This window comes from Paenirhodobacter sp. YD-8, from assembly GCF_056590935.1.
Window position 1 is genome coordinate 2,346,850 of the sequence record NZ_CM152649.1, and the last position, 12,554, is coordinate 2,359,403.

11 protein-coding genes and 1 pseudogene are annotated in these 12,554 nt (G+C 66.8%); 4 read left to right on the forward strand and 8 right to left on the reverse strand.

Annotated elements, in window-relative coordinates:
* Positions 1–63: 63 nt before the first annotated feature.
* Both AC0QTQ_RS11390 and AC0QTQ_RS11395 read right to left on the reverse strand, forming a co-directional pair.
* Positions 64–1,227 carry an NAD(P)/FAD-dependent oxidoreductase gene (locus tag AC0QTQ_RS11390; protein ID WP_480256680.1) on the reverse strand — a complete coding sequence of 388 codons (1,164 nt, stop codon included), beginning with the start codon at positions 1,225–1,227 and terminating at the stop codon, positions 64–66.
* Complete coding sequence (locus AC0QTQ_RS11395) at positions 1,224–2,732, reverse strand: 2Fe-2S iron-sulfur cluster-binding protein (RefSeq protein WP_480256681.1); 1,509 nt, start codon at positions 2,730–2,732, stop codon at positions 1,224–1,226. Before AC0QTQ_RS11395 ends, AC0QTQ_RS11390 begins: the two co-directional genes overlap by 4 nt.
* Positions 2,733–3,362: 630 nt before the next feature.
* Between AC0QTQ_RS11395 and rlmF the strand changes: the two genes are divergently transcribed.
* Positions 3,363–4,268 carry a 23S rRNA (adenine(1618)-N(6))-methyltransferase RlmF gene (gene rlmF, locus AC0QTQ_RS11400; RefSeq protein WP_480256682.1) on the forward strand — a complete coding sequence of 302 codons (906 nt, stop codon included), beginning with the start codon at positions 3,363–3,365 and terminating at the stop codon, positions 4,266–4,268.
* Positions 4,269–4,270: 2 nt separating this feature from the next.
* Here rlmF and AC0QTQ_RS11405 read toward each other — a convergent pair.
* Positions 4,271–4,727: pseudogene (locus AC0QTQ_RS11405) on the reverse strand (transposase).
* Positions 4,728–4,825: 98 nt separating this feature from the next.
* Positions 4,826–5,713, reverse strand: a complete 888-nt coding sequence (locus tag AC0QTQ_RS11410; protein ID WP_480256683.1) for a LysR family transcriptional regulator — start codon at positions 5,711–5,713, stop codon at positions 4,826–4,828.
* A 111-nt stretch (positions 5,714–5,824) separates the two neighbouring features.
* Here AC0QTQ_RS11410 and AC0QTQ_RS11415 point away from each other — a divergent pair, with 111 nt between their 5' ends.
* Both AC0QTQ_RS11415 and AC0QTQ_RS11420 read left to right on the forward strand, forming a co-directional pair.
* Positions 5,825–6,220 carry a (R)-mandelonitrile lyase gene (locus AC0QTQ_RS11415; protein WP_480256684.1) on the forward strand — a complete coding sequence of 132 codons (396 nt, stop codon included), beginning with the start codon at positions 5,825–5,827 and terminating at the stop codon, positions 6,218–6,220.
* Between the two features lie 33 nt (positions 6,221–6,253).
* Positions 6,254–6,994 (forward strand): SDR family oxidoreductase, encoded by a 741-nt coding sequence (locus tag AC0QTQ_RS11420; protein ID WP_480256685.1) that lies wholly within the window; start codon positions 6,254–6,256, stop codon positions 6,992–6,994.
* Between the two features lie 267 nt (positions 6,995–7,261).
* Here AC0QTQ_RS11420 and AC0QTQ_RS11425 read toward each other — a convergent pair whose 3' ends face one another.
* From AC0QTQ_RS11425 to AC0QTQ_RS11435, 3 genes are all read right to left on the reverse strand, one after another.
* Positions 7,262–7,894 carry an alpha/beta family hydrolase gene (locus tag AC0QTQ_RS11425; protein ID WP_480256686.1) on the reverse strand — a complete coding sequence of 211 codons (633 nt, stop codon included), beginning with the start codon at positions 7,892–7,894 and terminating at the stop codon, positions 7,262–7,264.
* 16 nt (positions 7,895–7,910) lie between these two features.
* Complete coding sequence (locus tag AC0QTQ_RS11430; protein ID WP_480256687.1) at positions 7,911–8,846, reverse strand: MYG1 family protein; 936 nt, start codon at positions 8,844–8,846, stop codon at positions 7,911–7,913.
* A 195-nt stretch (positions 8,847–9,041) separates the two neighbouring features.
* Positions 9,042–9,353, reverse strand: coding sequence for an ETC complex I subunit (locus AC0QTQ_RS11435; protein WP_121534721.1), 312 nt, complete (start codon positions 9,351–9,353; stop codon positions 9,042–9,044).
* Positions 9,354–9,715: 362 nt separating this feature from the next.
* On the opposite strand from AC0QTQ_RS11435, the gene uvrB reads away from it, so the two are divergent.
* Complete coding sequence (gene uvrB / locus AC0QTQ_RS11440) at positions 9,716–11,899, forward strand: excinuclease ABC subunit UvrB (protein WP_480256688.1); 2,184 nt, start codon at positions 9,716–9,718, stop codon at positions 11,897–11,899.
* Positions 11,900–11,902: 3 nt separating this feature from the next.
* On the opposite strand, the gene parA is transcribed toward uvrB, so the two are convergent.
* Positions 11,903–12,532, reverse strand: a complete 630-nt coding sequence (parA, locus tag AC0QTQ_RS11445; protein ID WP_480256689.1) for a ParA family partition ATPase — start codon at positions 12,530–12,532, stop codon at positions 11,903–11,905.
* Positions 12,533–12,554 lie beyond the last annotated feature (22 nt).

Here is a 12,554-nt window from a genome sequence, read left to right on the forward strand (position 1 = left end):
GTGTGGCGGCCCGCGGCCGCGGGTCCGGCCACATCGTGCCGCCGCCGCCCCGCAGGCGCAAGGTTACATAACGATCGTCTTGTCGATGAGCGGCGCGCCGCGTGCAAAACGGTCGAGTGCGAAGGGTTGCAACCGGCGCTCCACCTTGCCCTCGGTGATCGAGCGGGCAAGCAGCACCCCGGTGCCGGGCCCGCCGGTCCAGCCATAGGACCAGCCGGCCGAGAACCACAGGTCGCGCAGCTCGGGATGCGGCCCGATCATCGGCGCCCAGTCGGGCGTCGCATGGATGAGCCCCGCCCAGTGCCGCAGGATGCGCAGCTCCGCGAGCTGCGGGAACAGCCGGGCATAGACGGCCGCCGTGCGGGCCAGAACCGGGAAATCGGCCGTCAGGCTCATCCGCGGCCGCTCGGGCACCTCGGTGCCGCCCACCACCTCGCCGCGCGCGGTCTGGTGCATGTAGCACAGGCTGTCGATCAGCGCGATACCGGGGCCGATCAGCGGCCGGATCGGCTCGAGTGCCATCGCCTCGATCCGCATCGAATGGCCGGGCACGGTGACGCCGGCCATCTCGGCGACGGTCAGGTTGAAGCCCCCCGCCGCAACGACGATGGTCTCGGCCTCAATCCGGTGATCGCCCACCAGCACCGCCGCGGCACGGCCATTCTGCGTCTCGATCCCGGTCACCCGGGTGCGATAGCGGACATCGACCCCGGCCTCGAGACAGGCGGCATGGAAGGCCTTCATCCCGGCGTGATGCGGCGCGACACCACCATCGGCCAGATGGATCGCGTTCAGCACCTTGTCGTGCCGGATCGCCGGCAGCACCCGCCTCACGCCCGCCCCCGAGATCAGCTCGGCCTTCACCCCGTAGTGGTGGTGCAGCCGGATGGTGTCGTTCAGCACCCCCGCGGTGCGTTCGGTCTCGGCCACCATCGTGTAGCCGCGGCGCGAGAACATGGTGTTGTGGCCAAGCGTGCGCGACAGATCCTGCCAGCAGCGGGTCGAGAACTCGAAAAGCTCGATCCAGGCCTGCGAGCCGAAGCCGCCGCGGATCAGCGTGCCGTTGCGCCCCGAGGCGCCCCCCTGCCAATAGCCCGCGTCGAGCACCAGCACCCCCTTGCGGCCGTTGCGCGCCAGGTTGAAGGCGCAGGCGAGCCCCTGGATGCCGCCGCCCACGATCACCACCGAGGCCTGCGACGGCAGCGCCCTGTCCTGTGCCTGCATCATTCATACCCTCCCTCGGGACCACTTGCCGGGCGGACATCGGGGGCGACAAGCCCCTCCATCCCCGCCGCCTGTGCCACGGTCAGCGCCCGGCGCGGGGCGCGGTGGCTTGGCCTTGGCACGCGCTGCACGGCCTGCGGCGCGAGCTGCGCCACCACCGCAGCCATCGTCTCCCAGCAGGGAAAGCCCTGACACGGCCCCATTCCGCAGGAAGTGAGGCGCTTGAGCACCTCGAGATCGGTGATGCCGCGGTCGATGTGATGGCGCAGCTCGCCCACCGTGACATCCATGCAGGCGCAGACATAGGCCGCATCCTCGAGCACCGCCGGCAGGGCGAGCGGCGCGACCGGCTGCGCACAGCTGCCCGCAAGCGCCACCCGCGGCGGGATCGCGCCCGGGCGCAGCTGCACGCAGCCGGCGGCCGAGGCCTGGAACGGCAGCCCGGGATCGGGCCGCGCATCCCCCGCGAAGATCACGCCATCGCAGCGCAGCCGCGCGCCCACCTCGACGCCCGTCACCCGGCTCCGGCCGAGGATGCGGCGCAGCCCGGCGCGCGGGCCGGCGTGGACGCAGCTCGCCCCCGAGGGCGCAAGGCGACGCGCAAGCTCTGCCGCTGCGCAGGCATCCTCGGCGAAGACCGCGATCCTACGCCCCGGCGCGACGCCATGATCGAGCGCCAGCCGCAGCGCGGCACGCGCGTCGATCACCCCGGGCAGGTGGTTGCCGGGCACCAGCAGCGGCATCGCCCGCCGCCCGGTCGCCAGCACCACCCGGCCCGGCACGAAGACGAGCCCGCCGCGCGTCGTGTCGAACGGCGCCGCCGCCACGATCTCGCCGCCGCGGTAGAGGCCGAAGACCTCGGTCTCGGGGAAGACCTGCACCTGGGGCGCAAGCCGCACCGCGGCCCGGGCCGGATCGCACGCCGTCCCGCCTGCGGCCGATCGGGTCACCAGCGCAACGCGCGCCCCCTCGGCCGCGGCGGCATTCGCCACGCGCCGCCCCTCGACGCCGCCGCCGACGACAAGCAGGTCAACCTCGATCCGCCTGCCCGGCACCGCCTGCCCCGGGCGCGGCGCCGGCGGATCGGCCATGCCGGCCAGATGGCTCATCACCTTTTCCGCCAGACGAAACGCGCGCGGCGAGCGCGGCATCAGCGCGCCATGCTCGAACCCGCCATAGAGCCACGGTGCAGGCACCAGCGACAGCGCCCGCGTCACATCGACCCCCGGCGCCGGCCAGCAGTTCTGCGCCCGCACCTGCGCCCCCGCGCGCAGCGGCACCTGATCGAGCCGCACGTTCGGGATGCCATCGACCCGCGCAAGGTTGCCCGAGACCGAGGCCCCGAGCAGCCCGAGCGGCAGGTGCCGCTTGCGCGTCGTCGCCACCCGGCGGATGCCGTTGCGCCACAGCGCAGCCGCCAGCGTGTCGCCCGCCCGCCCCGTCAGGCGCCGCCCGTTGAAGCTGAAGACGATCGCCTCGCCCCCGGCCGATGCTGTCCCGTCCCTCATTCCCCGTCTCCCCGTGCTGTGCCGCCGCCAGCCGGACAAGCCTCCGGAAAGCGCGACCGCCAGTCTTGCGCGCCGACCATCGGCGACGCGACATAACAGTTGTTATCTTTCATAGAGCGGAGCGCCCTGCCGTCTGTCAACGGATTTCTTGTCGCCGAGATGCTTGATGCCCGATCGGAACGCCGGGGCCAGGAATCGCGCCCGCGCAAAGGCCCCGCCTTCGGACGCACAGCGCCGCCCGAGCCCCATTCCGCCGCCGGATCGATGCTGCAGAAGGGCGAGCCGGCCATCCCGGGCGGCCCCCCTCGCCGCCCATGAGGCCCCGCAGGCAAGCGCCGCGCGCCGCAAGAACCGCCAGATGGCGACGATTGGCGCGAAGGGCATGCCGCATGGCCTCTGGACGACGCTCCGCCTTTCGCGTCGCTGCCGCGCGCTTTCTGTCGACAGGCCGGAATGACCGGAACGGGCGGCGCCGTCCTTCGCTGCGGTGCAGCCTCTTCGCGACGGGCCGTGGCGGGAAGGTCACCCGGCACCTCGGTGCCGTTCAGCTATTCCGCAGGCGGCCACGACGCTCTAAGCTTGAAGCCCTGTCGGGCGAGCGGCCTGCACCCATAGGCTAGAAGGTTTCCGATGGCAGTCAAATCCATGCTGCACCCCCGCAACCAGCACCGGGAGGGGTATGACTTCGAGCGCCTGTTCGTGACATCCCCCGAACTGGAGGCCGTCACGACAAGAAACTCGAGCGGTCGGATGACGATCGATTTTCAGGACGCAAACGCGGTCCGCATGCTCAACCGGGCCCTCCTGAGGGCACATTACGGCATCGAGTTCTGGGATATTCCGGCCTCTTTCCTGTGCCCCCCGATCCCGGGCCGTGTCGATTACATCCACTACCTGGCGGATCTTCTGGCCGAGAGTAACGGCCAGAAGATCCCTCTCGGCCCCGAGATCAAGGCGCTCGACATCGGGACCGGCGCCAGCCTCGTGTATCCGCTGACAGGTCGGCATGAATACGGCTGGGATTTCACCGGCGTCGATATCGACCCGCTCTCGATCAGGTCGGGCCGCGAGATCTGCAAACGCAACGGGCTGAACATCCGGCTCCGACATCAGAAGAACCCGGAGGATATCTTCGAAGGCGTTGTCGGCCCCGATGACATTTTCCATGTCACGCTGTGCAATCCGCCGTTTCACGCATCGCCTGCCGAAGCCGAAGAGGGCACGCGGCGCAAGTGGCGCAATCTTGGCAAGGGACACTCGGCCGAACTGAATTTCGGCGGCCAGAATGCCGAGCTCTGGTGCCCCGGGGGTGAAATCGGCTTCATCGCCCGCATGATCGAGCAGAGCATGGCTTTTGCCGACCAATGCCTGTGGTTCACCTGCCTGGTGTCCAAGAAGGACAGCCTCAAGCCACTTTTCCGGCTGCTGAAAAAGGCGAGGGTTGCCGAGTTCAAGGTCGTCGAAATGGCGCAGGGACAGAAGACCAGCCGGTTCGTTGCCTGGACCTACTATCCCGAACGGCAGAGATCCCTCTAGGGTCAGGTCTCGTTCTCGGGGCAGAGCCAGAAGATGACGGTTGCGGCGAGGACGATGGCGGAGAAGAAGAGCTTTGGGCATCGATCGTAGCGGGTGGCACCCCGTCGCCAGTCCTTCAGTCGTCCGAACATGATCTCGATCCGGTTGCGGCCTTCGTCGCGGCGCTTGTCGTGTTTCACGGGCCTGGCACGCGACTTCCTTCCCGGGAGACTGGTCTTTATCCCTTTGTCTTTCAGTGCTTCCCTGAACCAGGTCGCTCCACCGCTTGCAGCGGTGGTATAGGGTCTTGGGAGGGGCGTATTCCCGGGGGGCATCACACCAGCGTAACCCATTGCGGTTGATGAATATTATGCCACCAAGGGCACGGCGATCATCGACGCGCGGCTTGCCATGGCTCCTCGGAAAGAAGGGCCGGAGCCGCGTCATCTGCGCGTCAGTTAGCCAGAAAACTTTGCTCATCAGTCAGTCTCCTTTCGGAGGCGGAATCACATCGCAAGCGCAACATCAATGGATCCTGACCCTAAGGGCCGGGCACGCAAACCTCGGCTTTGCTGCGCTCACTGTCTCAGCGCGTTCACCACGACCTTGAAGGCGGGCAGGTTCTGATGCCGGCTCGGGTAATAGATGTGATAGCCGGCGAAGCGTGGCGACCAGTCCTCCAGCAGCAGCTCGAGCGCGCCGCTGGCGAGATGCGCCGCGACCATATCCTCGGGCACATAGGCGATGCCCACCCCGTCGAGCGCAGCCGCGACCATCGTCGCCTCGTCGTTCAGCGTCAGCCGCCCCTCGACGCGCACCCGCAGCTCCTTGCCGTCCTTCTCGAACTCCCAGACGTAAAGGCCGCCCGCCGTCACCAGACGCCGGTTGATGCAGTCATGCGCCAGCAGATCCTGCGGATGCCTTGGCCGCCCCCGGGCCGCGAGATAACCGGGCGCGGCCACCGCGACCAGCCGCCAGTCGGGCCCGACGCGCTGCGCGATCATGTCATGCTCGACACTTTCGCCCAGCCGGATCCCCGCGTCGAACCCGTCCTCGACGATATTGCGAAAGCCGCCGTCGACACTCAGCTCCAGCCGGATGTCGGGATAGTCACGCAGCACCGGGCGCAGCTTGGGCCAGATCAGGCTCGTCAGCGCATGATGCGACAGCGTGATCCGCACCGAGCCCGCGGGCCGGTCGCGCAGCTCCATCAGCGCGGCGATTTCCTCCTCGATCTCGCTCACCCGCGGCGCGAGGGTCCGCCGCAGCCGCTCTCCGGCCTCGGTCGTGGCAACCGAGCGGGTGGTGCGCGCCAGCAGCCGCATCCCCATCCGTGTCTCGAGCTTCTTGATCCGGTGGCTCAGCGTCGATTGCACCACGCCGAGCTTCGCCGCGGCCCGGGTGAAGCTGCCCTCCTCGGTGACGGCCAGAAACCACATCAGATCGTTGAAATCGGTCTGCGCCATTGCGCCCCCATTCATGGCATCAGTCGATAGGTGCAAGCGATACCTCGCCTCTAATCAATAAGTCGCGGGCGGCCATATAACAACGGCAACCCACACAGGCTGGAGGTTCCGATGAAAATCACCCGCGCAGGCAGCACGCCCTCGATGAAAGGGCCGGCCGACTGGTTCACCGGCACGGTGCGGATCGACCCGCTGTTTCAGGCAGAGCCGCCCGGTCAGGCGGCCGGCGCCGCCGTGACCTTCGAACCCGGCGCGCGCACCACCTGGCACACCCACCCGGCGGGGCAGACCCTGATCGTCACCGCCGGGCTTGGCCGCGTGCAACGTGACGGCGGCCCGGTCGAGGAGATCCGTCCCGGCGATGTGGTCTGGTTCCCGGCGGGCGAAAAGCACTGGCATGGTGCCGCCCCCGACGTGGCGATGACCCACTTCGCCATTCAGGAAGCGGGCGCGGGCGAGCTCGTCACCTGGCTCGAACCGGTCAGCGATGCAGACTACCGCGGCTGACCCCCCCTCAAGATACGGAAGGGAAATCCAAAGATGAAAGACAAAGTCATCATCATCACCGGCGCCTCGTCGGGCATCGGCGAGGCCAGCGCGAAACTGCTCGCCGCGAAGGGCGCGAAGGTTGTTCTCGGCGCGCGGCGCGCAGAGCGTCTGAAGGCGCTGGCCGAGGAGATCACCGCCGCGGGCGGCGAGGCGATCTGGCAGGTGCTCGACGTCACCCGGCAGGCCGACAACGACGCGCTCGTGAAGCTGGCGACGGACACTTACGGCCGTGTCGACGTGATCTTCCTCAATGCCGGGATCATGCCGAGTTCGCCGCTCTCGGCGCTGAAGACCGACGACTGGCACACGATGGTCGACATCAACATCAAGGGCGTGCTGAACGGTGTCGCCGCCGTGCTGCCCGAGTTCATCGCGCAGAAATCGGGCCATGTGATCGCGACCTCCTCGGTTGCCGGGCTCAAGGCCTATCCGGCGGCGGCGGTCTATGGCGGCACCAAGTTCTTCGTGCGCGACTTCATGGAGATCCTGCGCATGGAATCGGCGATGGAGGGCACCAATATCCGCACCGCGACGATCTTCCCGGCCGCGATCAACACCGAGCTTCTGCACACGATCAGCGAGCCCGGCACGGCGGCCGGCATGGCCGCGCTGTACGAACAGGTCGGCATCACCCCCGACCGGATCGCCGCCGTCGTGGCCTTCGCGATCGAGCAGCCCGCGGACACCAATGTCAGCGAGCTGACCGTCGGGCCGACCGTTCAGGCCTGGTGAGCCGGCGGGCGGCGGAGTGACAGCTCCGCCGTCTTGGCCAAATGCCCCGGAGGGCCCTGTTCGGCGGGCCCCAATCCCCGCGCTGACACCTGGATCTTCTGACCGGCAGTGGTTTGCGACGCGTGCTGGTGTGCCACTTATGTGGTCCGGGCGATTGAACGACGTCTTCGGGCCGGGCGCGACGCCAGCCCGGTGCCAAGCTCGACCGGCCGCTATGGCGCGAAAATTGACGCCTTGATTTCTCCTGCCGAAGATTGACGAAGCCAATCAGAGGCAGGTTTTTGTCCAAACCCTGGTTTGCTCAGCAAGCTCAAGGAGTTGGTCCTCAAGCGTCTTGCCAGTCACCCGTTTCCGGGGCTTCAGGTCGTGATCGCCATCTTCCAGCCAGTGCAGCGTCACAGCATTGGACAGATCGTAGTCCTGCACCTCTTCCCGCGTGCCGAAAGGATCGCGGGTGCCTTGGCAGATGAGGGTTGGACAGGTGATCCCGGCAAGGTTCTCACCACGTCGATTGCCGGGCGTCTTCGGCGGATGGAACGGGAAGCCGAGGCACAGCAGGCCTTTGATCCGCCCCGCGTCATAAAGGTCCTGAGCGATCAGGCTGGCCACGCGGCCGCCCATGCTTTTCCCGCCAATGATCAGCGGACCATCGCAGCCAAGCGCGTCAATGGCGGCAAGGAATTCTGGCGCGTAGGTGTCGGCCTTTGCGGGGGGTCGCTTCGAGCCGCCAGTGCGACGGGCGGACATGTAGCTGAACTCGAAGCGGGCGGCGCGGAAGCCCTGGGCCTCCAGCCTTTCGGCAACCGCATTCATCCAGGGGGTGTCCATCGCAGCGCCAGAGCCATGGGCCAGCAGGATCGTGGTTCGCCCCGTTTCGTCTCCGTTCAGCAGGAAATCCATCGTGCCTTCGGCGAAATCAGGCTGCGGCGCCTGTGCGCTCGGCCTCTTCGACGGCCAGCGCGGCCATCTTCAGGGCTGCCTCACGGCTGCTGGCAACCGCGATGAATCGTCCGTTGTGACAGAACTTTGCCCCCTTCACGCCGCTGGCTTCTTCCAATGCCGCATCGGTCAGGCCAGCCCATGCGGCGGGCAGATCGGCACGTTGTTCAAAGCTGTCGCCGCTGATGCGAATACCACCGATGGACCAGTCAGTGTCACGGGGGGTCACCACGAACAGCAGGTGGTCCGCGCCCGTCGCCTCAATGGCCGAGCGGAAGGGCATGCCCACCGGCAATTCCAGAATCCGCGCGGTGCCCGCATCGTGGATCGCCTTGGTGACAATGGCTTCGGCACGACGCTTGGCGGCTTTCTTGGTGATCGACGCCTCGACAAACGCCCGCGCGATCGGCAGCGCCGCCGCGAAGGCTTTATCGTCCGCGTCAGAGCTGCGGTTGTCGAAGACGGGTTTCAGGCTTTCCAACAGGACGGAGAGGGTCAAAGGCGTCAGCGGACCTGCGACCGAAGGGTTCATCGCGCCGTTGTCCATCAGGTCGATGGGCAGGACAAAGCTCTGCTCAAAGCTGGCGTGGATGTCTTCCAGATCGGCCTCTGGGATCTCCAGGGCGCGCAGGTAGTCAACGCCGTAATGCTTCCAGATCAGACCGAAGGAGCTGTAGGGCTGTTCGTCCTCACGCACGGGATTGGGGCGCTGGTGGTGGTCAAAGATGCCCGCCTCAGCGTCATACGCGCGCCCCACATCATAGATGATCTTGCCCTCGCCGGGGGCGATCCACGCGGCGTCACGGGTGCGCACCACCTCGGCCTGCGGGAACAGGCGGGTCAGGATGACCGAGGACAGAAGTTCGTCCGCGTGAAAACCGCCATTGTGGGTCACGAGGTGGGTAATGATCATGGTGAGCCCTCTGGCAGGTCTGGAAAGACAACGGGCGACCGGTTGGGTCGCCCTGAGGAAGTCGGCTTCGGGAGGATTTCGGCGGCGATGCGGCGAGCATCAACATGTTGCGCGCCGCGTTCACCAATATCTAAATCCGGGGCCCCGCGAAATCCTTGCTCCGATTTCGCGACAACCTTGCCCCGATTTACACCCTCAGTGGGTCCAGTTCGCGCGGCGATCCGAGGCGAAGTTCTCGCCATAGCCGCGGGCGCGGATGTTGGCGGTGCGCTTGTGCGGCTCGGTCACGGCATAGTCGATGCCGTTTTCCTTGGCATAGGCCTCGGCGGCCTCGCGCGTCTCGAACTTCAGGCGCACCTGCGACTGCGTGTCATCGGAACTCGTCCAGCCCATCAGCGGGTCAATCTCCCGCGCATCGGCGGGCTCGAAATCGAGATACCAAACCCTGGTCTTGGCCTGACCGGATTGCATCGCATTGCGGGCCGGCTGATAGATACGCGCGCGCATGGTCTTCCCCTTCTCGGAACTCGCCTTTTTCTAGTCGATCCACGCGAAAGCGCAAGCCTTCACCGCCACCGCCTGCGCATGGGACGAAACGGAGGGCGAAACGCGCAGGCGCACTGCCGGCCAGGTCGCGGGAACGAAGCGTCAAAGGGACTGCCCGGCCGGCAGGCAGACGCGCCTGCACGAACAATCTGCGAACAACGCGCCGGAAAAGCAACGGAATTTTTGCGCCAATATTCTGATTTCATTTCTAAAATTGTCGAAACCCATTCACCCTTGCTTAACCCGCACCGGCAAGGCCTTGAAAGAGAACGAAAAGAGATCAAGTATGGTGGGATTGCCGCGCCCGCGCGAGGAGCCTGCCCATGCCGCACAACAACACCAATCAGCCCAGCGAACGCTTCGACGTGCTCACCCGTCCGAAGCTCGAGGGCGGGCGGCGCTTCGTCATGCACAGCGAATTCTCCCCGGCGGGCGACCAGCCCACCGCCATCGCCGAGCTTTCGGCGGGCGTCGAGGCGGGGGACCGCGATCAGGTTCTGCTGGGCGCCACCGGCACCGGCAAGACCTTCACCATGGCGAAGGTGATCGAGCAGACGCAGCGCCCGGCGATCATCCTTGCCCCGAACAAGACGCTTGCCGCGCAATTATATGGCGAATTCAAGGGCTTCTTCCCCGAGAACTCGGTCGAGTATTTCGTGTCCTACTACGATTACTACCAGCCCGAGGCCTATGTCGCGCGCACCGACACCTATATCGAGAAGGAATCGATGATCAACGAGCAGATCGACCGGATGCGCCACGCGGCGACCCGGGCGCTGCTCGAACGCGACGACGTGATCATCGTCGCCTCGGTCAGCTGCATCTACGGCATCGGCTCGGTCGAGACCTATTCGGCGATGACCCAGGACATGGCGGTAGGGCAGCTCTATGACCAGCGCAAGTTCCTGGCAGAGCTGATCGCGCAGCAATACAAGCGCCTCGACGCCGCCTTCCAGCGCGGCGCCTTCCGGGTCAAGGGCGACACCATCGACCTGTGGCCGGCGCACCTCGAAGACCGCGCCTGGCGCTTCAGCTTCTTCGGGGAAGAGCTTGAGAGCATTACGGAATTCGACCCTCTGACCGGGCAGAAGACGGATAGTTTCAAGCAGATCCGGATCTATGCCAACAGCCACTACGTGACGCCCCGCCCGACGCTGCAGCAGGCGACGAAGCAGATCCGGGTCGAGCTTGCGCAGCGGCTCAAGCAGTTCCACGACGAGGGGAAGCTGCTCGAGGCGCAGCGGCTCGAACAGCGCACGAATTTCGATCTCGAGATGCTCGAGGCGACCGGGATGTGCGCCGGCATCGAGAACTATTCGCGCTATCTGACCGGCCGCGGCCCGGGCGAGCCGCCGCCGACGCTGTTCGAATTCATCCCCGACAACGCGCTGGTCTTCGCCGACGAATCCCACGTCACCGTGCCGCAGATCGGCGGCATGTACCGGGGCGACTACCGGCGCAAGTTCACCCTGGCCGAGCACGGCTTCCGCCTGCCGTCCTGCATGGACAACCGCCCGCTGAAGTTCGAGGAATGGGACGCGATGCGGCCGCAATCGGTCTTCGTCTCGGCCACCCCGGCGAAATGGGAGATGGAACAGGCCGGCGGCGTCTTCGCCGAGCAGGTGATCCGCCCCACGGGTCTTCTCGACCCCGAGATCGAGATCCGCCCGGTCGAGACCCAAGTCGACGACCTGCTCGACGAGATCCGCATCGTCGCGGCGAAGGGGCTGCGGGTGCTGTGCACCACGCTGACCAAGCGCATGGCAGAGGACCTGACCGAATACCTGCACGAACAGGGCATCCGGGTGCGTTACATGCATTCCGACATCGACACGATCGAGCGCATCGAGATCCTGCGCGACCTGCGGCTTGGCGCTTTCGACGTTCTGATCGGCATCAACCTGCTGCGCGAGGGGCTCGACATCCCGGAATGCGGGCTGGTCGCAATTCTCGACGCCGACAAGGAAGGCTTCCTGCGCTCGGAAACCTCGCTGATCCAGACCATCGGCCGCGCCGCGCGCAACGCCGACGGCCGGGTCATCATGTATGCCGACAAGATCACCGGCTCGATGGAACGCGCGATCGGCGAGACCAACCGGCGCCGGGCGAAACAGATGGCCTATAACCTCGAACACGGGATCACGCCGCAGACGGTGCGCAAGAATGTCGAGGACGTGCTGGCGGGGCTCTATCAGGGCGACACCGACATGGCGCGGGTCACGGCGAAGATCGACGCCCCGAAGGTCGGCGCGAATCTCGAGGCGCATCTGGCCGATCTGCGGTCGCGGATGCGCAAGGCGGCCGAGAACCTCGAATTCGAGGAGGCGGCGCGGCTGCGCGACGAGGTGAAGCGGCTCGAGGCGGTGGAACTGACCATCGCCGACGATCCGCTGGCGCGCCAGGAGGCGGTCGACGAGGCCGTCGAGGCGGCAGTGAACGTGCGCGGCCGCTCGACCGCCGGGCGGCCGGGCCAGCGCGGCGGGGTCAAGCGGCCGAAGAAGCGCTGAGGCTCATTCGCCGCCCAGCACCTCGTTGAGCAGTGCCTCGACCTCGTCATGGGCGGGGCCGCGGCGCGCCGCCTCGACCACGCCAAGCCCCTGCCCCAGCGTCTCGGCATAGACGACGCGATGCGCCAGCACCGGCTCCAGCAGCTCGCCCTCGAGCTTCTCGGCCGCCGCCCGCACCTCGCCATCCAGACGCGTGCCGCGTTTCACCCGGTTCAGCACCAGTTTCGGCTGCTTGCCCTCGCGCCGGGCCAGGTCGAGCACGCCTTCGGTGGCCCACAGATCGACAAGGCTGGCCGAGATCGGCACCAGCACCATGTCCGCCTCGCGCAGCGCCGGGCGCAGGTCGCTGTCGACCTTCGGCGGCGTGTCGATGATCACCACGTCGACCAGCTTCTTCAGCTTTTCGACCTCATAGCTCACCCCCCAGGCAGAGGAGGTGGAAAACTCGAGCCCCGCCTCGCCCAGCGTCTCGCGCCGGGTCATGAACCAGCGGCCGAGCGAGCCTTGCGGGTCGGTGTCGAGCAGAGCGACGCGTGCACCGCGCTTCGTCAGCGCCACTGCGAGGTTGACCGCGAGCGTGGTCTTGCCCGCACCGCCCTTCTGCTGTGCGACCGTGATCACCGTGCCTGCCATGTCCGTCCCCCCACTGTCTTTG

Excerpts from the sequence above, each read along its gene's own strand:
- AC0QTQ_RS11435 (WP_121534721.1), bottom strand. The coding sequence starts at position 9,353 with ATGCGCGCGCGTATCTATCAGCCGGCCCGCAATGCGATGCAATCCGGT.
- AC0QTQ_RS11430 (WP_480256687.1), bottom strand. The coding sequence starts at position 8,846 with ATGATCATTACCCACCTCGTGACCCACAATGGCGGTTTTCACGCGGAC.
- AC0QTQ_RS11410 (WP_480256683.1), bottom strand. The coding sequence starts at position 5,713 with ATGGCGCAGACCGATTTCAACGATCTGATGTGGTTTCTGGCCGTCACC.
- parA (WP_480256689.1), bottom strand. The coding sequence starts at position 12,532 with ATGGCAGGCACGGTGATCACGGTCGCACAGCAGAAGGGCGGTGCGGGC.
- AC0QTQ_RS11425 (WP_480256686.1), bottom strand. The coding sequence starts at position 7,894 with ATGGATTTCCTGCTGAACGGAGACGAAACGGGGCGAACCACGATCCTG.
- uvrB (WP_480256688.1), top strand. The coding sequence starts at position 9,716 with ATGCCGCACAACAACACCAATCAGCCCAGCGAACGCTTCGACGTGCTC.
- AC0QTQ_RS11420 (WP_480256685.1), top strand. The coding sequence starts at position 6,254 with ATGAAAGACAAAGTCATCATCATCACCGGCGCCTCGTCGGGCATCGGC.
- AC0QTQ_RS11390 (WP_480256680.1), bottom strand. The coding sequence starts at position 1,227 with ATGATGCAGGCACAGGACAGGGCGCTGCCGTCGCAGGCCTCGGTGGTG.
- AC0QTQ_RS11415 (WP_480256684.1), top strand. The coding sequence starts at position 5,825 with ATGAAAATCACCCGCGCAGGCAGCACGCCCTCGATGAAAGGGCCGGCC.
- AC0QTQ_RS11395 (WP_480256681.1), bottom strand. The coding sequence starts at position 2,732 with ATGAGGGACGGGACAGCATCGGCCGGGGGCGAGGCGATCGTCTTCAGC.
- rlmF (WP_480256682.1), top strand. The coding sequence starts at position 3,363 with ATGGCAGTCAAATCCATGCTGCACCCCCGCAACCAGCACCGGGAGGGG.